General features: G+C 64.4%; 10 protein-coding genes. 9 read left to right on the top strand and 1 reads right to left on the bottom strand.

Annotation, left to right across the window (positions count from 1 at the left end; all coding sequences use genetic code 11):
• The first annotated feature begins 92 nt into the window (after positions 1–92).
• The 7 genes from OC537_RS09345 to OC537_RS09375 all read left to right on the top strand — a co-directional run bounded on the left by OC537_RS09345 (position 93) and on the right by OC537_RS09375 (position 19,204).
• Entirely contained in the window at positions 93–767 is a 675-nt protein-coding gene (locus OC537_RS09345; protein WP_042649691.1) for a response regulator, read from the top strand.
• On the top strand, positions 767–2,149 hold the full coding sequence (locus tag OC537_RS09350; RefSeq protein WP_162627184.1) for an ATP-binding protein: 1,383 nt from the start codon (positions 767–769) through the stop codon (positions 2,147–2,149). The genes OC537_RS09345 and OC537_RS09350 overlap by 1 nt, the downstream gene beginning before the upstream one ends.
• Before the next feature lie 182 nt (positions 2,150–2,331).
• Positions 2,332–13,473 (top strand): VCBS domain-containing protein, encoded by an 11,142-nt coding sequence (locus OC537_RS09355; RefSeq protein ID WP_262110866.1) that lies wholly within the window; start codon positions 2,332–2,334, stop codon positions 13,471–13,473.
• Positions 13,474–13,488: 15 nt separating this feature from the next.
• Positions 13,489–15,018, top strand: a complete 1,530-nt coding sequence (locus OC537_RS09360) for a TolC family protein (RefSeq protein ID WP_262110867.1) — start codon at positions 13,489–13,491, stop codon at positions 15,016–15,018.
• Positions 15,002–15,772, top strand: a complete 771-nt coding sequence (locus OC537_RS09365; RefSeq protein ID WP_262110868.1) for an efflux RND transporter periplasmic adaptor subunit — start codon at positions 15,002–15,004, stop codon at positions 15,770–15,772. The genes OC537_RS09360 and OC537_RS09365 overlap by 17 nt, the downstream gene beginning before the upstream one ends.
• Entirely contained in the window at positions 15,765–17,105 is a 1,341-nt protein-coding gene (locus OC537_RS09370) for an efflux RND transporter periplasmic adaptor subunit (RefSeq protein ID WP_262110869.1), read from the top strand. Before OC537_RS09365 ends, OC537_RS09370 begins: the two co-directional genes overlap by 8 nt.
• On the top strand, positions 17,105–19,204 hold the full coding sequence (locus OC537_RS09375; protein WP_262110870.1) for an HlyD family efflux transporter periplasmic adaptor subunit: 2,100 nt from the start codon (positions 17,105–17,107) through the stop codon (positions 19,202–19,204). The genes OC537_RS09370 and OC537_RS09375 overlap by 1 nt, the downstream gene beginning before the upstream one ends.
• Before the next feature lie 204 nt (positions 19,205–19,408).
• On the opposite strand, the gene glk is transcribed toward OC537_RS09375, so the two are convergent.
• Positions 19,409–20,377 carry a glucokinase gene (gene glk / locus OC537_RS09380; protein WP_262110871.1) on the bottom strand — a complete coding sequence of 323 codons (969 nt, stop codon included), beginning with the start codon at positions 20,375–20,377 and terminating at the stop codon, positions 19,409–19,411.
• Positions 20,378–20,722: 345 nt separating this feature from the next.
• Between glk and OC537_RS09385 the strand changes: the two genes are divergently transcribed.
• Together OC537_RS09385 and pyk are read left to right on the top strand one after the other, a co-directional pair.
• Positions 20,723–21,580, top strand: coding sequence for a MurR/RpiR family transcriptional regulator (locus OC537_RS09385; RefSeq protein WP_041204309.1), 858 nt, complete (start codon positions 20,723–20,725; stop codon positions 21,578–21,580).
• A gap of 161 nt (positions 21,581–21,741) precedes the next feature.
• On the top strand, positions 21,742–23,181 hold the full coding sequence (gene pyk / locus OC537_RS09390) for a pyruvate kinase (RefSeq protein WP_106886329.1): 1,440 nt from the start codon (positions 21,742–21,744) through the stop codon (positions 23,179–23,181).
• Positions 23,182–23,215 lie beyond the last annotated feature (34 nt).

Here is a 23,215-nt window from a genome sequence, read left to right on the forward strand (position 1 = left end):
CCCGATACAGGGGGGTTATGTAGGATCCTCGTTGACTCTCCCCCTTAGACACCCTCTAATTGACAGCCTGGACCCTTATCATCATGCATCTTATGAAAATCCTACTGGTCGAAGACGACAAGCTGCTCAATCATCACCTCACCACGCTGTTGACCGAGGCCCAGAATCAAGTCCACAGCACTGACAGTGCCCAGGTGGCGCTGCACTATGCGGCCGACTACCCCATCGACGTTGGCATCATCGATCTGGGCCTGCCGGACATGGACGGCCTGCAGCTCATCAGCCGGCTGCGCGAACAGCAGATCCCCTTCCCCATCATAGTCCTGACGGCCCGGGGCAACTGGCAAGACAAGGTGGAGGGTCTGGAGGCCGGCGCCGACGACTATCTGGTCAAGCCGTTCCAGAAAGACGAGCTGCTGGCCCGCCTCAATGCCCTGGTTCGCCGCAGCGCCGGTTTCATCTCCCCCCGGGTGAAGGCGGGTGACTACGAGCTGGATCTCTCCCGCAAGGAGCTCACCGTCGCCGGCGAAGTCACTGTGCTCACCAGTTTCGAGTATCTGATCCTGGAATACCTGATGCGCAACGCCCGCCAGGTGGTTTCCAAGCAGCAGCTGCTGGATCAACTCTATGGTGATGGCGAAGGGGATCCGAACACCATAGAGGTGATGGTGAGCCGACTGCGCAAGAAGCTGGATCCGGAAGGGGTCATCTCACCCATCTCCACCATCCGCCGTCAGGGTTACATCTTCAACCTCTCCTGCAGCTGATGCCCCGTTTCATGCTGCACCCCATGCAACTGATCCGCCGCTCGCTGCACCTCAAGCTGATGCTGAGCGCCATGCTGGTCATCGCGCTCATCATGACCTTCTCCGTCTATATCCTCTATCTTGGTCACGCCGAGGAGCAGGCGCAGAAGGCCAGCATCCGCATGCAGGAGAATCTCTCCAAGCTCTTCTCCTCCAAGCAGCCCGATCCCCATGCCATCACGGATCTCGGCAACATCACCCCGGATGCCATCGACCCCAATCTCGACACCCTGATCTGCCGCTCCGACGGTGAGCTGAGCTGGTCCAGCCTGCACATGCCCGAGGTGATCACCATGAAGGGGACCATCTGCCGGGATCTGATGAAATACCTTGGCGGCCTGGATCAGGACTATTTCTTCAAGCTGCACACCATCAAGAACGGCGAGAGCTACTTCATCTACAGCCTGCGCTTCCTGCGCAACCACGGCGACGGCCCCACCACCTACTACGTGGTCATGGTCGATTCCGCCAAGCGTTACCAGGCCCAGACCCGGGAGTATCTCTACCGCTGCATTCGTCAGGCACTGCTCTCTTATTGCCTGCTCGGGGCCCTGCTGCTGCTCACCAGCTTCTGGAGTCTCTCCTCCCTGCGCACCATGGCGCGGCAGATTGACGAGATCCGCGCAGGCTCCCGGGAGTCGCTCTCCAACGACTACGAGCGGGAGCTGACACCGCTGACCGAGTCGGTCAACCAGTTGCTGGAGAACGAACGCCAGCAGACTCAGCGTTATCAGCACGCCCTGAACGATCTGGCCCACAGCCTGAAAACCCGGCTGGCGCTCATCCAGATCACCGCCCAGGAGCTCAAGCTCGGCCACGATATCCATGACAACATCAGTGAACAGATCACCACCATGGATCAGATCATCCAGTACCAGCTGCGCCGGGCCGTCACCGGACGAAAACGCCTTGCCAGCAAGGGTACCGAGCCTGTGCCCCTCATAGAGAAGCTGCTGGCCAGCCTCACCAAGGTCTACCGCCACAAGAAGCTGCAGACCGTCTTCCAGTTTGATGACGACGTCTTCTTTCACGGTGAACAGGGCGATCTGATGGAACTGATGGGCAACCTGCTCGACAACGCCTGCAAGTTCGCCATCAGCGAGATCCAGGTGCGGGTCAACCGCCAGGGCAGCGGCCTGCTCATCGTGGTGGAAGACGACGGCCCGGGCATAGACCCCGGCAAATCGCAGCAGATCTTCCAGCGCGGTGTGCGGGCAGACAGCTCCCCCGGCCAGGGGATAGGGCTAGCGGTGGTGACCGAAATCGTGCACAGCTATGGCGGCAAGATCCGGGTTGACGAGTCACCACTCGGCGGCGCCAGGTTCCATATCACCCTCCCCTGACACCCCAGACCCCAGACCCCAGACCCCAGACCCCAGACCCCAGATATGGGGCCGAATACCAGAGGTGATTTCCAGACCCATTTGGTCTCAAAAATTCATATTTATCATCTGGCTGCATTAGAAACTAAACCAAGGTTGTGGCATAACTTAACACCATTAACTAACGCACGGATGCGATAGCCATGGTCAACAAGCCTGCCAACCCGTTCTTCAAACCCCAACAGCAGATGCTGGCGTTGGAGCCGCGCATTCTGTTTGATGGCGCCGCCGCCGTCGCCGCCGAGCATCAGAACCAGGATACCCAGGCCACCCCGGCTGACGCCCCGGATCATGGGGCGCCCACGCAGATGGCCCAGCCTCGCCAACTGCTGGTCATCGATTCCCGCATCGAGCAGGCCAGCCAGCTGACCAAGAACCTCGACAGCCATGTCAGCCTGCTGCTCATCGACAAGCAGACCGACGCCCTGGCCGCCATCGGCGCCAAACTGGCAGAGCTGGGTCAGGTTGATGCCGTCCAGATCCTCTCCCACGGCGCGGCCGGCCAGTTCACCCTCGGCAACCGTACCCTGACGGCCGACAACCTGGCCAGCGTCAGCCAGCAGTTGCAAGGCTGGCAATCTCACCTGAGCGAGCAAGCCGACATCCAGCTGTATGGCTGCCGGGTCGGTGCCGGGGAGTCGGGACGAGCGCTGGTCAGTGCCCTCGCCAAGTGGACCGGCGCCGATGTGGCGGCATCCAGCGATGATACCGGCGCCAGCAGCAAGGGGGGGAACTGGGAGCTGGAGGTGAGCAAGGGCCTCATCAGTCAACCCCTTTCACTCGATCGGGCGGCGATGCAGAGTTACGATCGGCTGCTCGCCAACGCCGACCCCAGCAGCAGCCTGCCCCTTGGCAGCGCCAATGTCCTGCTGGGCGAGCAGTTCGAATTCACTGTCACCGTCAGCAACGAGGCGAGCCAGACCGGCTATGCCCCCTATCTGGATCTCTACCTGCCCGGCACCGGCAAGGACGGAGACGATGGGGTCAGCTTCATCAAGGCCAGCTATCTGGGCCAGGCACTCAAGACCCACAGCGTGGTGTTCGACGCTTCTGGCAATGCCACCCATCCCCTTGCGGTCGATGACAGCGGCAACCCCCTCGTCATCCGGGCGGCTGACGTCGGCCTGCGTGCCGGTGATACCCTGGTGGTCGTCGAGATCCCCTTTGGCAGCGTCAATCAGGGTCAACCGGATATTCCTATCCAGATCACCGCCCAGTTGAGCAATCTGGCCGACACCAGCTACTCGGCGGCGTCGCCGGATCTGACCATCGGCATTCGCAGCGGTTTCCAGTATGGCAATGACGCCCTCAACAACCCTCTCGACGATCCCAGCCTGGTCGAGGGGGACTTGCACAGTTTTGTGGTCAAACCGACCGTCATCCGCTTCGAGCACAGCCTCGACATGCCCGAAGGCGAAACGGCGACCGGCCCCAACTTCAACCACACCCTGGTCCTGACGGCCATCCCGGCCGATGGCCAGACCCTGAACAACGTCGTCATCAGCCAGACCCTGCCCGCCACCATCCAGGTCACCGCCATCACCCCGGGGCAGAATGGCATCCTCACCTCGGTCACCCTCTCGGATGGTCGTGTCCTCACCAACCCGGCACTCATCACGGCGGCCATCAACAGCGACAGCCTCTTCATCCAGGCCTTTACCGTGACCTACAGCAGCCTCGCCGCCGCCACCGATACCCTGGTCAAGTTCTACGTACCCGAGGCCGATGCCAACGGTCAGCAGGTGATCAACCCCAACAGTGGGGATGCGGTACAGATCACGATCGCGGCCCCCACCGCCAGCGGTGAGTGGACCCCGCTCGACAGCCGGGATCTGACGCCTCCCGCCACCAGCATCGACTTCGCCGGCCAGGGTGACCCCATCGGCTTCACCGCCCGCTCCATCGCCCTGCAAAAAGAGGTCAGCCTCGCCATCGACGGCGGCAAGGCCGGGATCTCGCCGGGCGATACCCTGGGTTACAGCATCAAGATGACCCTCTCCGACTACTTCGCCTTCGGCAAGAATCTGTTTGGCGAGGGTCAGTTTGTCGTCACCGATACCCTGGGGGACGGTCAGACCCTGACCGGCACCCCCACCCTGACCCTGACGCGCAATGGCGCGAACGAGACCATTGCCCTGGTCTACACCACGACGGTCAATGCCGACGGCTCCACCAGCATCAGCTTCGACATCGGCCAGTCCCTGGCCAACGCCTTCCCCTTGCTGAGCTGGCTTGCCGGGGATCTCGCCTTCGATGACGACCAGCAAGGGGCCACCCTGGCGCTGCTGAGCTACAGCGCCCTGATCAGCCAGAGCTACACCCCGCCGGCCGGCAACCCCCAGAGCGAGATCAACGAAGGGGATGCCATCGGCAACAGCGCCAGCGTCACCGCCAGCGTCCTTGAAAATGGCACCAACCTGACCGGCGGTACCGAGTCAGACAGCTCCCAGACCACGACGCGCATCCCCACCAGCCAGGTCGAGATCGCACTGACCAACATCAACGGGGTCGGCAGCCCGGGGGGGGCCATCGAGCTGCGCCCGGGGGATCAGGTGACCTTCCGGCTCAGTTACGATCTGGTCACCGGAGACTACGAACAGTTCAAGCTGACGGCTTACCTGCCCTTGCCGCTGTTCGATCTGACGGGCATCAACTGGAGCGAAGGAAGCGGCGTCGGCCAGTGGCACGTCGGCAGCGGTGACACCAACCTCGGCAATCTGGTCAGCATCAGCAATGGCCCCGGCAACTCCCTCGTCTTCGATTTCGGCAGCTATGCCACCAACGCATTGGGGGGCAGCCGCATCGAGGTGGAGTTCACCCTCAGGGTCGGCGATCAACCCTTCGCCGATCAGCGCACCCTGGACGTGCTGGCGCAATCGAGCCAGGTGACCACCCTCAACAAGACCCAGCTCAGCAGCTCTGACGTCACCGTCATCACCTCCATCGCCGAGCCGGATCTCGCCATCGGCCACGGGGTCGTCTCATCGAGCAACGGCACAGTGACCGGCACCACCGGCAGCTGGCAGGCACCGGGCAGCGGCGGGGTCCCCTTCACCGGCCCGATCACCGACATAAATGCGGTGAATGGCAGCGTCACCGACATAGATGGCGCTGATAGGCTGCGCCTGGCGACGGCCATCGAGAACCGGGGCGGTGGCGGGGCCTTCGATGTGGTCACCAGCATCACCCTGCCCGCCGGCCTCTCTTTCCTGAACGGCTCGCTGGCGGCGGCCAACCTGCAGATCTATCGGGGCGATGGCACCCCGCTGGTGCTGGGGACCGACTACCAGGTGAGCGGCAACACCATCAGCTTCCTGGATGCCGGCAATGTGGCGACCTTGTTGCCGGGACGGGATGGCACTGCGGCGGCCAATGGGGGCAGCAATCTCATCGTCATCACCTATGAGGTGGAGGTCGCCACCGACATCCGGGCCAGCAGCACGCTGGAGACCAGCGCCATCCTCAGCAATTACGCCAGCGTCAACAACGGGCAAGACTTCACCCCCGTCGATCTGACCGACAAGGGGAACGCGCAGATCGCCGCCCCGACCCTCACCATCGACTTCAGCAATGGCGATGCCGCCTCCGCCTCCAGTGCAGGCCACACCTCGGGGGCCAATCTGGTGATTGGCGAGAGCATGGGCTATGACATCCGGGTGACCCTGCCGGAGGGGAGCACCCAGCAGCTCAACATCAGCGATCTCATTCCCCCCGGCTTCAGGCTCGACACCAGCTTCAACGGCGGCAAGGGTTATGAGCTCATCACCACCGGCTTTGCCGGCAGCATCAGCGAGCCCACCCTGGGGGGCGCCGGGGTCGGCACCAATGGCGCTGATGCCCTCTTCAGCTTCAGCGCAAGCGGCGCCAACGCCGACAACAATGAGGGCAACAACAGCTTCACCCTGCGGCTGCGGCTGGTCGCCGACAATGTCGCGTCCAACCAGGCCGGCACCGGCCTCAGCAATGGCGCTACCCTGCACTACCTGGATCCCGACGGTGACGCCGCCGGCGGCAGCGCCCTGACGCGAGAGGTCACCACGGCCCCCGCTCCCTCTGCCTTCATCCAGGAGCCGGTGCTCACCATAGCCCAGAACCTCATCACGACCCCGCCGCCCTACGGCTTTGAAGAAGGGGATGCGGTCAGCTTCAACATAGTGATCAGCAACAACGGCCCCCTCGACGCCTTCGACATCCGGCTAAGCGATCTGCTGCCCGGCCAGCTGAGTGGCTACAACCTGGTGTCGGTCATCTATGATGGCGTCGATGTCAGCAGCCAGTTCGAACTGGTAGGCAATCAGTTGCAGACCAGGGCCGATGCCAACCTGGATATCGCCGTGGGCAAGCAGCTGACCCTGGTGCTAAGCGGAGTGGTCAATGCCAGCGCCACCAACTTCGCCCAGTTGACCAACCAGGCCGAGGTAGAGTGGACCAGCCTGAACGGCAACCTCGGCACCGCGGCCGATCCCGCCGGTGAACGCACCGGTGCCGACGGCCTGCCCGCCAGCCAGGTGCTCAACGACTACCGCGCCATCAATCAGTCACTGATCCCCATCGCCAGCGGCATCCTCATCTCCCGGGTCGGCGGCGTGGATGACACCGGGGGCGGTGCCACCGATGCCAGCCATGAGCAGGTCACTGTCGGCGAGATCATCCGCTACAAGGTGGTGGCCCTGATCCCCGAGGGGGAGAACGACAACTATGAACTGAGGGTCAGCCTGCCCAAGGGACTGAGCTTCCTCGACAAGGGGCAGGTGCGTCTCGCCCTCATCTCCAGCGGAGGGCTGACCAGCAGCCTGAGCGGTAGTGCCATCACGGGCGCCGACGTGGCAGGCAACGAGACCAGCAGCGCCGCCCAGGCCATCTCTTCGACCCTGGCCAATGGCTTGCAGGGCCTGCTCGACGCGGCCCAAATCGAGATAGTGACCGACGCCAATGGCAACCAGACCATCATCTTCCGGCTGGGGGATATCTCCAACCTGGATGCGGACGGCGACCTCGAGGGCATTGCCATCGAGTTCAACGTGCGGGTCGACAACAGTGCGGGCAATCAGGCCGGCGCCCAGCTCGGGGTCTTTGCCAGGGATTATGTGGGCGCGGATCCGGACAATCTGATCCAGCGCGGGGCCAGCCAGACCCTCTATCAGGACATCATAGAGCCCAGCCTGGGTGGCCTGGACAAGACGGTGATCGCCTTCGACCCCAGGGCCATCGACAGCAACACCGGCCGCGCCCAGGTCCAGATAAGCTTCGCGCAGTCCGGGGGCCTGGCCGCTTTCGAGCCGCGCCTGACCGACGGTTTCCCCGGCGGCAGCAACTATGCGCTGACCAGCCTGACCATCACCCTGGGGGGGACCCTCTATACCTACGACAGTGGCGACAGTGCCAACAACTATGGCCTGCCGCCGGGCGTCACCGTCATGGTCACCCAGGGCGACAGCTTCGCGGTCGACTTCTCCCGGCTCGATGGCGGCGCAGAGGTGACCCTGGTCTATAGCGTCGATCTGCCCAATGGCGCCACCATTGCCGGCACCGACGCCACCCTGACCTGGTCCAGCCTGCCGGAAGACTTCAGCGGCTGGGGCGGCTCCACCGTCGGCACGGACGGCAGCGCCAGCGGCGAGCGCACCGGCCAGGATGGCCAGGGCAACACCCTCAACAACTATGTGCTCGCCAACACAGCCGGGCTTGGCCTCGTCAGCGGCACCCTGTGGAACGACACCGCCAGTGCCACCGCCAGCACCCAGCCGGATGGGCCCGGGCTCGCGGGCCAGACGGTCACCCTGGTCTGGGGCGGGCTGGATGGGGACCTCGCCACCGCCGGGGACAACCAGAGCTTCACCACCACCACGGATGGCAGTGGCCGCTTCTCCTTTGGCATCTTGCCGGCGGGCGTCTATCGACTCGATGGGCCGGCGGGGAGCACCATCACGGACGCAGGCTATGGCACCTTGCAGGTTCGCATCGACAGCGATGGCGGCACCCTGGGGCAGATCGGGCTAGTGCTCACCGAGGCCGGCATCGACGCCGGCCAGTTCGAAGCCGGTGCCAACATCGGCTATGTGGAGCTCAACGATGCGCCCACCCTGGGCAACACGACCCCGGCCCAGAGCGTGGATGAAGATCAGGATCTCCAGCTGGTCGGGCTCTCGGTGGCCGACATGGACGCGGGCAGCGGTACTCTCACCCTCACCCTGACGGTGACCCAGGGCGTGCTCTCCCTGGGGAGCGCAACCGGCCTGAGCGTGGTCACCAACAACGGCGGTGGCCAGCTGGTCTTGACCGGCAATCTGGCCGCCCTCAATGCCGCCCTGCTGACCCTCAATTACCGTGGCAACCAGGATTACAACGGCAGCGACACCCTCTCGGTGCTGATCAACGACAACGGCCAACTGGGTGACAAGCTCAACGGCGACGGCATTCCCGGCAATGCCGAGGATGCCCTGACGGCCACCACCAGCGTCCTCATCACCCTCAACCCGGTCGACGATGCCCCCGTCGCCCAGAACGACACCACCACGGCGCGGGAAGCGGGCGGTACCGCCAACAACCTGCCCGGCACCTCGCCCCAGGGCAATCTGCTGCGCAATGACACCGACGTGGACATCGCCACCAACAGCGACATCCTGCACCTTGGCCAGGTGACCAGCACGGCCACCGGCAACAGTGCCACCACCAATTCGGTCGATGTCGAGGCCAGCATTACCGGCAAGTACGGCACCCTCTATGTGTTGCTCGGGGGTGGCTATCGCTACGTCCTCGACAACGACAACCCCGATGTGGAGAGGCTGCGCCTTGGCAGTGACACCCTGACCGAGCAGTTCGACTATCAGGTGATCGATGACGAGGGCGTCAGCAATCAGGCCAGTCTCATCATCACCATCCAGGGCGCCAACGACGCCCCCTTGGGCAGCGACGATGCAGGCAGCGCCACCGAGCAGGGGGTCGGCCAGGCCGGCACGGATGCCATCGGCAATGTGCTCACCAACGACACCGACATCGATGCGGGAGACGGCAAGGGGGTCAGCAAGCTCGCCCTGGGACCGGACACCAACCTCAGCCAGATAACCGATGTGCCCGGCGGCAGCACCAGCGCCAATGGTGCCGTCATTGTCGGGCTCTACGGCACCCTGACCCTGGGGGCCGACGGCAGCTATCGCTACCTGGTGGACAACAGCAATGCCGCCGTCCAGGCCCTGAGGCAGGGGGACACCCTCACCGAGACCTTCAGCTACAGGGTCACGGATCTGGGCAACCTCCACGACATCGCCGCCCTGGTGATCACCATCAACGGCAGTAATGATGCCCCTGTGGCGGTGGATGACACGGGCACCGCCGTCGAGGCCGGGGGACTCGGCAACACCACCCTCGGCAGCAATGCCACCGGCAACGTGCTCGCCAACGACGGCGACCCCGACGCCGGCAACCCCGATGAAACCCGGCATGTCGCCACTGTCCGCACCGGCACCACAGGGGGCACGGGCACTGCTGGTACCCTGGGCTCCCAGTTGCGGGGCGACTATGGCTGGCTGCTGCTCAATGGGGATGGCAGCTACACCTATGTGATCGACAACGACCTGGCGGCGGTGCAGGCCCTGCGTCTGGCGACCGATACTCTGGCCGACCGCTTTACCTACTCCCTGGTGGATGCCGCCGGCGCCAGCAGCCTGGCCACCATCACCATCACCATCCAGGGGGCCAATGATACCCCCACCGCCGTCCCGGATGCGGCCATCGCCATCGAAGGCATCGATCAGGCAAGCGGCACCAATCCAGGCGGCAACGTCCTCACCAACGACACGGATCCCGATCGCAACGGGGAGCAGTTCACCGTCACCGGCGTCAGCTTCGGGGCCACCAGCGGCACCGTCGGCAGTGCAATAAGCGGCCTCTATGGCACCCTCACCCTCAACGCCGACGGCAGCTACACCTATGTACTGGACAATGCCAATGCCACGGTGCAACGACTGCTGCCCGGCGAGAACCTGGTCGAAGCATTTGACTATCAGATGCGCGACCTTGGCGGCCTCGTCAGTGCCCAGACCCTGACCATCACCATCCAGGGGCGCAACGACACCCCGCTGGCGGTGGCCGACACTGGCACCGCCGTCGAGGCGGGGGGGGCCAACAACACCACCCTCGGCAGCAACGCCACCGGCAACGTGCTCGGCAACGACACGGATCCCGAATCGGGCAACCCCGACGAGCGCAAGACGGTCAGTGCTGTGCGGACAGGCACCGGCACCGCCGGCACTCTCGGCAGCCAGCTGAGAGGCAACTATGGCTGGCTCACCCTCAACGGGGATGGCAGCTACACCTATGTGGTCGACAACAGCCTGGCGGCGGTTCAGGCCCTGCGCCTGAGCAGCCATACCCTGACCGACAGCTTCGGCTACACCATGCAGGATGCCAATGGCGCGACCAGCCAGGCCAGCGTCACCATCACCATCCAGGGAGCCAACGATGCCCCCGTCGCCACGGCCGATACCGCCACCGCCATCGAGGCCGGCGGCCTGAACAACGGCCTACTGGGGACAGATCCCACCGGCAACCTGCTCACCAACGATACTGATCCGGATCGCAACGGGGAGCAGCTCACCGTCACCGGGGTCAGCACAGGCGCCACCAGCGGCATCATTGGCAGCGGGCTCAACGGTCTCTATGGCACCCTCACCCTCAACGCCGACGGCAGCTACCGCTATGTGCTGGACAATGCCAATGCCGCAGTGCAGCGACTGCTGCCGGGGGAAACCCTCACCGAGCAGTTCGATTACCAGATAACGGATCTCGGGGGCCTCGTCAGTGCCCAGACCCTGACCATCAGCATCCAGGGGCGCAATGACACCCCGGTGGCAGTCGCCGACAACGGCACCGCCGTCGAGGCGGGGGGCGTCAACAACAGCACCCTGGGCAGCAACGCCACCGGCAACGTGCTCGGCAACGACACGGATCCCGAATCGGGCAACCCCAACGAGCGCAAGACGGTCAGCACAGTGCGGACCGGCGCTGGCACAGCCGGCACTCTCGGCAGCCAGCTGAGGGGCAACTATGGCTGGCTCACCCTCAACGGGGATGGCAGCTACACCTATGTGATCGACAACAGCCTGGCCGCGGTCCAGGCCCTGCGAACCAGTGCCGACACACTGACCGACAGCTTCGGTTACGGCATGACGGACGCCAACGGTGCCAGCAGCTCAGCCACCCTGACCATTCGTATCCAGGGGGCCAACGACACCCCCGTGGCCAGCAACGACATCGGGATCGCCGTCGCCGACAATGGTGCAGGCAATGTGGTCAATCCCAACGGCAACCTGCTGGGCAACGATACCGACATCGACAGCGGCGACAGCCTTATCCTCAGCGGTGGGCGAGCGGGAACTGAAGCCGCAGGCGGCACGCTGGCCGCCGTCACCCAGGTCCTTCCCCTCACCCTGACCGGGCTCTATGGCACCCTCACCCTGTATCAGGATGGCCGTTACCAATATGCCCTCGATACCGGCAATGCCACCGTTCAGGGGCTGGGGCCCCTGCAGACCCTGAACGACCACTTCACCTACCAGGCGCAAGATCTGGCGGGCGCGGTCGATCTTGCCCAGCTCACCATCCTCATACGGGGGCGCAACGATGCCCCGGTCGCCAACCCGGATCAGGCCCAGGTGATCGAGGCGGGCGGACTCAATAACGGGCAACCCGGCCTGGATCCCGGCGGCAATGTGCTCGGCAATGACAGCGATCTGGAGGGCGATGCCCTGACGGTGACGGGCGTTCAGCATGCCGATGGTCAGAGTGCCGCCCTGGGGACTGTGCTGCAGGGGCGCTATGGTGAGCTGGTGATGAATGCCGATGGCAGCTGGCACTACCGTCTGGACAACAGCCTCGCCGAGGTGCAGGCCCTGCGCGGGCCTGACCAGACCCTGACCGAGCTCTTCAACTACCAGATCGCGGATCTCTGGGGCGCCGCCAGCGCCAGCACGCTCACCCTGACCATTCGCGGCAGCAACGACACGCCGATTGCCGTGGATGACAAGGCCAATGCCATCGAAGCCGGCGGCATTGACAACACGGCGGCGGGGCTGGATCCCGTCGGCAATGTGCTGGACAACGACAGCGACGTGGACAGCCAGGCCAACGGCGAGACCAGGACAGTGCTCACCGTCAGCGACACGCTCGGCAACAGCGTCAATGCGGGTCAGGTTTTGCAGGGACGCTATGGCCAGCTCATCCTCAATGCCGATGGCAGCTACCAGTACCTGATTGACAATGACAACCCCGAGGTCGAGGCGCTGCGACTGGCCAGCCAGACCCTCACCGAGGTGTTCAGCTACCGCATGCGCGATCAGGGGGGAGCCCTCTCCGAGGCACGCCTGACCGTCGTCATCCAGGGGGCCAACGACAACCCGGTCGCCCAGGATGACAGCGCGGTGGCAAACGATCAGGTGCAGGCCCCCCATGCCTCGGGCCAGGTGTTGCCCAACGATGGTGACGTCGATGGCGATGATCCCCTGCGCGTCACCGGGGTGCGCAGCGGCACCGAGGACGGCAGCGGCAATGGGGGCACCCTCGGCCAGCCGCTCGCCGGGCGCTACGGCTGGCTGACCCTCAACCAGGATGGCAGCTATAGCTACACCATAGATCTGACCAACCCGGAAGTGCTGGCCGCCGCCGGCCTCGGCCAGGTGCTGCAGGATGTGTTTACCTACACCCTGGGGGATGGCAGCGGGGCCACCGATCAGGCCCAGCTGGTGATCCACCTGGACATCTCAGCCCCCTATGTGCCCCCGCCCGACACCAGAGGCGCCGGCCCCCATGATCTCGATCAGGGGACAATGGGGGATCTGGGTACGCAGCTCCCCGACCTGACCCCGGCCATCTTCGTCACCCCAGTGGTGCAGAACATCAACCGGCTGCTCGGCGCCAGTTCAGAGCGCACCGACGGCAGCCTGCTGTTCTTCGGCCTGACCCCGGAGATCCACAGCCAGAGCATAGGCCAGGGCCTGGGCCAGCTGGAGGGGACCTTCGTCAGCCAGAGCGTGCAGGAGAGCTGGCTGGCCCAGGAACAGGATCTGGCCAGCTTCCTCGGTCGTCACGGCCGGGTCAGCCTCAGCGCCGACGGCCTGCTCAGCGATGAGTCTGTGTTTGCCATGACGCCACAGGATATGCGGCCCCATGGCACCCCCGATCCCGCTGGCAAGGCCAGCAGTTTTACCAGGCAATTGCAGGATGCGGCAGGCCGCGCCATGACAGGCACTGCGCGCACCGCCACCCTTGCCACCAAATCAGGCACTTGATTCTAAGGACAGATGATGCCCAGACTCGCTCCCCGCCCCTTGACCCTGACTTCCAGCCTGCTGCTCTGTGCCTGCAGCACCCTGCCACCCGAGACCTACACGGAGCAGGACAAGACAGACCGGATCCGCTTCGATCGTCAGCTGATGTACGATCAGCAAGAGCCCGTGATCCACCCCCTCACCTTCTATGAAGCGGCGGCCAGGGCCCTCAAATACAACCTGGACTATCGCCTCAAACTGATGGAGGGCGCGCTCGCGGCGGATCTGCGGGATCTCTCCAGCCATGAGATGCTGCCCCAGCTGGTCGCCTCCGCCGGGCTGGCCGGACGCAGCAACGACTCAGGTGGTACCTCGATCGGGATCGAGGACGGTGAGGAGAGCCTGCGCGCCTCCACCTCCCAGGAGCGCTACCGCGATCTGAGCGGTCTGGGGCTAAGCTGGAGTCTGCTCGATTTCGGCGTCGCCTATTACCGCAATCAGCAGAAGGGGGATCAGGTGCTGATGGCCGAAGAGCGCCGTCGCAAGGTGGCCCAGAACGTGCTGCAAGATGTGCGCAGCGCCTACTGGCGTGCCCTGGGGGCCCAGCGCCTGCTGCCCGAGGTCGACAAGCTGCTGGCCAGAACCCGGGTGGCCCTCGACTCTGCCCGCCAGGCCGAGACGCAAGGCTTGTTGCCGCGCCAGCAGGCGCTGGCCTACCAGCGCGCCCTCATCGATTCCGTTTCCCTGCTCAATCAGCGCCGCCAGGATCTCGAGTTCGCCCGGGCCGAACTCGCCGCCCTCATCTCCCTGCCCTCCGGCAGCAAGATGGTGCTGGCCGATGATACCCCCGAACCCCAGTTGCCGACCCTGGCCCAGAGCATCGACAACCTGGAGCTGATGGCGCTGGAAAACCGCCCCGAGATCATGGAGGAGTGGTATCGCAAGCGCGCCAACCAGCAGGACATCAAGATAGCCAAGGCCGAACTCTGGCCCAACGTGAGCCTGAACTGGGGCTACAACTACGACTCCAACCAGTACCTGTACAACAACCACTGGTCCGAGACAGGGTTGCAGGTCTCCATCAACCTGCTCAAGTTCCTGCGGCTGCCCGCCATCCAGAACCTGGAGGTCTCCCAGAAGGTCACGGATGATGCCAGACGTGTCGCCCTCTCCATGGCCGTGCTGACCCAGGTCAGGGTCGGGGTGCTGCGCTACAACCTGGCCGCCCAGGAAGTGGCCTTCGCCGACGAGAGCCTGCGTGTTGATCAGAGCTTGCTCCACTATGCCCAGGCCGCCCGTACCAGCGATCAGGGGTCCGAGCTCGAGGTCATCCGCACCGAAGGGCGCTACCTGCTCTCCCGCTATCAGCGCGAGGCCGCCTACTCCCAGGCCCAGGCCGCCTGGGGCCGGCTCTACAACTCGGTCGGCCTGGACGTGCAGCCAGAGGCCATCGCCCAGCACGACGTCCAGACCCTGGCGAAAGCCATCGAGCAAACCATCAAGAAACAGGAGAACCAGGCCTTGCTGACTTCCAATGGCGGAGTGCCCTATGTCCTTCCCAACTAACACCAGCCCCTGGTGGCTTCTGCTGGTGCCGCTGACCGCGCAGGCCAGCCCCGCCCTGGCTCCGGCCACAGGCACCTTGCAGGACGATCCCAATGCCATTCGCATCCTGCTGACCGCCAGCCTGGAGACGACCCTCTCCAGCCAGATGAGCGGCACCCTGGGCAAACTGCAAGCCAGTCTCGGCCAGCCCGTCAAGCAGGGGGCCCTGCTCGCCCGTTTCGACTGTCGGGAAGGCGAGGCCCAGGCCCGCGTCGCCCAGGCGGAGTTGCAGATGGCCCGCCAGGATCTCGCCGCCAAACGCAACCTGCGCAAGCTCGATGCGGTGGGCGATCTCGAGGTGGCCATCGCCGCCACCGGGGTACAAAAAGCCGAGGGCGCCCATGCCCTGGCCCAGGCGCGCACCAGCTACTGCGACGTGCGGGCCCCCTTCGCGGGTCGCATCGCCCAGGTGCAGGCCAAGCCCTATCAGACCATGACCGCCGGCACCCCCCTGTTCGATCTGGTCAGTGACGGCCCCCTCAAGGTCCGCCTCAACGTCCCCTCCCGGCTGCTGTCCGGGCTGCAACAGGGGCAGGCCCTCGAGATCAACGTGCTGGAGACGGGCAAGCCCTACCAGGCCAGGATCAGCCACATCAATGCCCGGGTCGACGCCGTGGCCCAGACAGTCGAGCTGGAGGCCAGACTGGACGCCCCTTATCCCGAACTGGTCGCGGGCATGAGTGGCGTGGCCCGCATTCTGGAGTCCCATGACTGAATCGCTCCCGCCGCCTCAACTGCTGCTGGCCTTGCATGCCCTGCGTGACCGGGCCCTGGCCGCCCGAAGTCTCAATGCCCTCGCCTTCTCCATGGCCAACGATCTCTATCAATTGCTGCCGTTTCATCAGGCGCTGGTGTTTGCCCGCCATGGCCAGTCCCAGGAGCTGCTCTGCGTCTCCGGACTGGCCAGGCCCAGCGAAGACTCCCCCTATCTCATCTGGCTCGGCAGGATGAGCCGCTGGCTCGATACCCAGATCTCGGGTCATGACCCCGTCTGGCTGGCGCGCGAGACCCTCTCCCTGCCGGAGGATCTGGCCGAAGGCTGGGCCGAGTGGTGGCCGGAGGGGGTGTTCTGCGTCCCCATCCAGCGCGACGATGGCGAGCGGCTTGGCCTGTTCTGCCTGCTGCGCGAGAGCGAGCCTCCCGCCCCCCTGCTGCCCCTGCTGCAAGGTCTCTGGCAGACCTGGGCCTATTGCTGGCACAGCCTGACCCACAAGCCGCCCCTGCTCGGTTGGCGGCCCAGTCGGCGCCAGCTCATCCTGCTGGCCCTGGCCGCCGGCGTCATGCTGCTCATCCCCATACGCCAGAGCGCCCTGGCGCCGGCCGAAGTGGTCTCCCGCACCAGCCTGGTGATCAGCAGCCCCCTCGCCGGGGTCATAGAGCAGATGGCGGTGCGCCCGAATCAGACGGTGGCCGCGGGGGCTCCCCTGTTTCGCCTGGACGAGACCACGCTGCGCAACCGGGCTGAGGTGCTGACCCAGGAGGTGGCCGTGGCCGATGCCGAACTGCTCGCCGCCAGCCAGCGCGCCTTCGACAATCCCCAGAGTCGGCGCGAGCTGACCCTGCTCACCGGCCGGGCCCAGCAAAAGCGTGCCGAACTGGCGGGGGTCGAGCTGCAACTGTCCCGCAGCCAGGTGACGGCCCCCCGGGACGGGGTCGCCGTGTTCAGCGATGCCAACGACTGGCTCGGCAAACCTGTGGTGACCGGGGAGCGCATCATGCAGCTCGCCGATCCCCACCAGCCCGCCATGCGCATCTTGCTGCCGGTGGCCGATGCCATCGCCCTCGAACCCGGGGCCGACGTCACCCTGTTCCTGAGCGCCTATCCCCTGGATCCCCTGCGCGGCAAGATCCTGGAGACCAGCTATCAGGCCCAGCCGGGGGCCGACGGCGTGGTCGCCTACCGGCTGCTCGCCACCATAGAGTCGCCGCCCTCCCATGCCCGTCTCGGCCTGCACGGCACCGCCAAGCTCTATGGCGAGCGCGTGCTGCTCGGCTACTACCTGCTGCGCCGTCCCCTGGCGGCCCTGCGCGCCTGGAGCGGCCTCTGATGCTGGATCCCGCCGACCTGCCCCTGCCGAGCCTGCGCGATGATCTGCGACTCTGCCCGGCGGACAGAACCGCCAACGGCGAGCCGGCCTGGCTCATTCAGGACATGGTGATCAACCGCTTCTACCGCATCGGCTGGTTCGAGTTCGAGTGTCTGGTACGCTGGGCCGGGCAGACGCCCCGCCGCCTGCAGCAGGCGCTGCAGCACGAGACGGCCCTGCATCCCGAGGTGGAGCAGATCCTCGCCTTCAGCCAGTTTCTCGAGCGCCATCAGCTGGTGCGTCCCAGCCCCCAGGCAGTGGACAGGCTGCGCCAGGCGAGCGAAGGCCGGGCCTGGCTGAAGGGACAGTGGTGGTTGCATCACTACTTGTTTTTCCGCGTCCCCCTGCTGCGCCCCCAGGGCCATCTCCAGCGGCTGGCGGCACGGCTTGACTGGCTGTTCAATCCCCTCACCGCCTGGCTGGTGGCGGGGGCCAGCCTGCTCGGCATACTGCTGACCCTGCAGCAGTGGGACAGCTTCACTCACGCCGTGGTGGAGTCCTTCTCCCTCGACGGCCTGCTGAGCTTCGCCCTCGCCCTGATCCTGGCCAAGACGCTCCATGAGCTGGGCCATGCCCTGGTCGCCACCCGGCTCGGGGTGCGGGTGGCCCACATGGGGATCGCCTTCGTGGTGCTCTGGCCCATGCTCTACACGGATACCAGCGAGAGCTGGAAGCTGGCCCGCTCCCGCCAGCGGCTCGCCATCGCCAGCGCCGGCATACTGACCGAGCTGGCCCTGGCCGGGCTGGCAACCCTGGGCTGGGCCCTGTGTGCGGAAGGGGCGCTGCGCAACGGCCTGCTCTACCTCGCCACCACCAGCTGGATCCTCTCCCTCGCCCTCAATGCCAGCCCCTTCATGCGCTTCGATGGCTACTTCATCGTCTCGGATCTGCTCAACTTCCCGAACCTGCACGAGCGGGCCTCGGCCCTGGCCAGGGTGGCCCTGCGCCGTTCCCTGCTCGGCCTGATGGAGCCCTGGCCCGAGCCCTTTGCGGTGCGCCAGCGCCGGGCGCTCATCGGCTTTGCCATCCTGACCTGGCTCTATCGCCTGGTGCTGTTCCTCGGCATCGCGGTCGCCGTCTACTTTCTGTTCTTCAAACTGCTGGGGATACTCCTGTTCATGGTCGAAATCGGCTGGTTCATCCTTCTTCCCGTCTGGCGGGAGCTGACCCATTGGTGGCGGGCCCGCGCCAGGGTGACCCGTCCACGCCGGGTCGGGCTCGCGCTGGGGCTGCTCACCCTGCTCATCCTGCTGGCCCTGCCATGGCACAGCCAAATCAAGGGAGTCGGGGTCGCGCGGGCGGAGCGCCAGCTGCAGGTGTTCACCCCCTTCCCCGCCCGCCTGGAGAGCCTGCGGGCCGCCGGGCCCGTCAAGGCGGGGGAATCCCTGCTGCAACTGGTGGATCCCGATCTCGACTGGAAGGTGCAGGGCAACACCCAGAGCATCCAGACCTATGGCGCGCGCCTGGGCGGCATGCTGGATGACCCCTTCGGGCTCAGTGAACAGATAGCGACCCGGGAGCGGCTCAGGGTGCAGTACAGGGAGGCGAATGCGACACGGGCTGAGATAGACAGGCTCAGGCTGGCGGCCCCCTTCAGCGGCCTCTGGCTGGATGTGGATCCCGAGCAGCGGCCCGGCCAGTGGCTCAACAGCCAGCACCCCATAGGCGTCCTGATCGATCCCGGCCAGTGGCAGGTCGATGCCTATGTGGCGGCGGATGAGATAGCGCGTCTGCGGGTCGGCGATCCGGTACGCTTCTATCCGGACGGCGCCCTTTCGCCCCTCCATGGCACCCTGGTCGATCTGGGCACCACCCGGGTCGCCAAGCTCAAGCACCCCATGTTGAGCGCCCGCTTCGGGGGCCCCATCACCACCAGCCAACAAGGGGAGGAGCTGCAACCAACCCATCCCCTGTTCCTGGTGCGGATCCGGCTGGATGAGGCCCCGGCCACCCTGCGGGAGACCCGCGGCACCCTGGTGCTGGAGGGGAGCCGACGCAGCCTGCTGGCCGAGGGGAGCACCTGGCTGCTCGCCGTGCTGCTGCGGGAAAGCGGCTTCTAGGCCCCATGGATGAAATGGCGGACATAAAAAAACCGGCCGCAAGGGCCGGTGAAACAGTTCAGGCTTGTCAGGTGACAATTCGCACCCAGCGGATGAAGACAGCTTCCAATTCCCTGTGAAACCCTGCCCTCTTGAGTACGTGATCTCACTCTACGCCAGGGTCACTGAATCGGGACTGAACCATTTGTGCATTCTTTATCCGCCTCAGAGGCGTATCCCGAGGGACTGGCGCAGATAGGCACCCGCTCCCAGCAGGCCGGGGCCCTCATGGGTGATGAGGAACACCGGAATGTCCTTCAGATAAGGCTTGAAGCGCCCCTTGTCCTCGAAGGCGACCCGAAAACCGGAGCCGATGAAGAACTCCTGGAAGCGGGGCACTATGCCGCCGGCGATGTAGACGCCGCCGAAGGTGCCCAGGTTGAGCGCCAGGTTGCCGGCAAAACGGCCCATGAGCACGCAGAACAGGCTCAGGGTACGGCGGCAATCCAGGCAGTCACCCGCCAACGCCCGCTCGGTGATGTCTTTGGGGGCAAAGGGCTCGGGTTCACGGCCGTCGGATTTGACCAGGCCGCGATAGAGATTGACCAATCCCGGGCCCGACAGGAAACGCTCGGCCGACACATGGCCCAACTCGCCACGCATCACCTGCAGCACGGCATCTTCCTCTTCCGTGTTGGCGGCGAAATCCACGTGACCGCCCTCCCCCGGCAGACTGAGCCACTGCTCGCCCGCCTGCACCAGGTGCGCCACCCCAAGGCCGGTACCTGCGCCATAGATGGCGATGGGCTTGCCGGCCACGGGGGCGGCCCCCCCGAGCTGGATGCGATCCGCCTCAGCCAGCACCGGGACGGCCATGGAAACGGCGGTGAAATCGTTGATCACCTGCAGGCGATCCAGGCCGAGGTTGGCCTGCATCTCGCGGATGGAGAACTCCCAGCTGTGGTTGGTCATGGCGACCCAGTCGCCGTTGATGGGACAGGCGATGGCAATGCAGGCTTCGCCCACCTTGACGCCATGCTCCTCCAGATAGAGGCGCACCACGGCCTCGAGGCTGGGGTGGGCAAGCCCGGAATAGGTCTTTGCCTGGGAAATGGCGCCAGTCGCCAACTCGCAGAGGGCCAGCCGGGCATTGGTACCGCCTACGTCGCCCACCAGCGCATGGGTATGCTGCATAACAAACTCCTTCGTTACCGACTCGGGGCGGCCCTTACCGTCCCGACATTGTTATTTGGTTGCAATACTACCCGAGCCCCTTCCCTTGCGGCGCGTCGGATGAATGCAACTGTGCGCCCGCTCACAGTGTTGTTGCTTTGCAACATTTGTAAGCGTTTTCAAGGGTCGGATGGAAGTTTGTAACCAAAAGCACGAAATAATTAGACATGAGTCATACTTTGTGGGGACGAGATTAGTTCCGATAAGCGCTTGTCTTGTATAGTCATCAAGTAGATTGGAAACCTGCTTGAGCTGTGAATTTAGTGCACAGACACTGAAGTTAAATTACAAAAATGCCTGGTGGTAATGATGAATACCCTCGATAAAATTACGAACAATTTGGAAAGTTTCAGTAAATCAGAGCGTAAGGTGGCTGAAGTGATCCTGGCGTCGCCCCAGACCGCCATTCACTCCAGCATTGCCACCCTCGCCAAGCTGGCCGATGTCAGCGAACCGACCGTCAATCGCTTCTGCCGTCGTCTCGATACCAAGGGCTTCCCCGACTTCAAGCTGCACCTGGCCCAGAGCCTGGCCAACGGCACCCCTTATGTGAACCGCCACGTGGAAGCGGAAGACGGGCCCGACACCTATACCGCCAAGATCTTCGAATCCACCATGGCCTGTCTCGATGCCGCCAAGAACAGCCTGGACATCTCCGCCATCAACCGCTGCGTCGATATCCTGACCCAGTCCAAGAAGATCAGCTTCTTCGGCCTGGGCGCCTCTTCCGCCGTGGCCCGCGATGCCCAGAACAAATTCTTCCGCTTCAACATTCCCGTGGTGAGCTTCGACGACATCGTCATGATGCGCATGAGCTGCATCAACAGCAGCGAAGGGGATGTGGTGGTGCTGATCTCCCACACCGGCCGCACCAAGGCGCTGGTGGAAATCGCGGCCCTGGCCCGTGAAAACGATGCCACCGTCATCGGCATGACCGCCAAGGATTCCCCCCTGGCCCGGGAGTGCAACCTGGTGCTCTCCATGGACGTGCCGGAAGACACCGACGTCTATATGCCGATGGCGTCGCGCATCGCCCAGCTGGCCCTGGTGGACGTGCTGGCAACCGGCTTTACTCTGCGCCGTGGCATGAAATTTCGCGAAAACCTGAAGAAAGTCAAAGAAGGTTTGCGCGAATCCCGCTTTGATACCCCGCATAATTCCTGAATCATTCGGGGGTCCGCCCCCGACTGTCTATGCCACCGGGCTTGGTGTAGTATCGTAATTTAATAACACAAGGCCACCCAGATGGCCTGCAAGCAGGCGCCATGCCACATGCTTGACGGGGCAGTATTTCAAGTCATATCAACTTCACATTGGAGTCTTTCATGCCAAGACGTACAAAGATTGTAACCACACTCGGTCCGGCGACCGATCGCGACGGCATCCTCGAGGGGATCATTCGCGCCGGTGCCGACATGGTGCGGATGAACTTCTCTCACGGCACTCCTGAAGATCATATCCTGCGCGCCAACCAGGTGCGTGAAATCGCCGCCAAGCTGGGCCGTCATGTGGCCATCATGGGGGACCTACAAGGCCCCAAGATCCGCGTTTCCACCTTCAAGGATGGCAAGATCTACCTCGCCATCGGTGACAAGTTCATTCTCGATGCCGCCCTCGGCAAAGGTGAAGGCTGCCAGGAGCAGGTCGGCATCGACTACAAGAGTCTGCCAAACGACGTGGTGGCCGGCGACATCCTGCTGCTGGACGATGGCCGCGTGCAACTGAAAGTCGAGCAGGTCGAAGGCACCCGCATTCACACCACAGTCACAGTGGCCGGGCCTCTCTCAAACAACAAGGGCATCAACAAGAAAGGGGGCGGTCTCTCCGCACCGGCCCTGACCGAGAAGGACAAGGAAGACATCAAGACCGCCGCCCGCATGAACGTGGATTACCTGGCCGTCTCCTTCCCCCGCAGTGGCGATGATCTGCGCTACGCCCGCGAACTGGCCCGCGAAGCCGGCTCCAACGCCAAGATAGTGGCCAAGGTCGAGCGCGCCGAAACCGTCGCCAGCGACGAGGCGATGGAAGACATCATTCTCGGCTCCGATGCCGTCATGGTGGCCCGTGGCGATCTCGGCGTCGAGATCGGCGATCCCGAGCTGGTGGGCGTACAGAAGAAGCTTATTCGTCACTCCCGTCGTCTGAACCGCGTGGTCATCACAGCGACCCAGATGATGGAGTCCATGATCAACGCCCCGCTGCCGACCCGCGCCGAGGTAATGGACGTGGCCAACGCCGTGCTGGACGGCACCGATGCTGTGATGCTCTCCGCCGAGACCGCCGCCGGCCAGTTCCCTATAGAGACGGTCACCTCCATGGCCAGCGTCTGCGTGGGTGCCGAGAAGCACCCTAGCCTGAACGTCTCCAACCACCGCATGAGCTACACCTTCACCTCGGTGGAAGAGGCCGTGGCCATGTCCACCATGTATGCCGCCAACCACCTGGAAGGGGTCAAGGCGATAGTGGCACTGACCGAGTCCGGCACCACACCGCTGCTGATGTCCCGCATCAGCTCCGGCCTGCCGATCTTCGCCATGTCCCCCCACAACAAGACCCTGGCCTGGACCAACCTCTACCGCGGTGTCACCCCTGTGCTGTTCGACGGCGACGAGAGCAAGCCGGTCTACGAGGTGTGCCGCGAGGCGCTGGACGTGCTCAAGGCCAAGGGCCTGGTCCAGAGCGGCGACATGGTGCTGCTGACCCACGGCGACAAGATGGAAACCGTGGGCAGTACCAACACCTGCAAGGTGATGATGGTCGAGTAATCCCTCGCTTGGACATCGACAACAACGGCTCCCG

This window comes from Aeromonas sp. Marseille-Q5825 (assembly GCF_946892685.1).
In the GTDB taxonomy this organism is placed as follows: Bacteria; Pseudomonadota; Gammaproteobacteria; order Enterobacterales; family Aeromonadaceae; genus Aeromonas; species Aeromonas rivipollensis.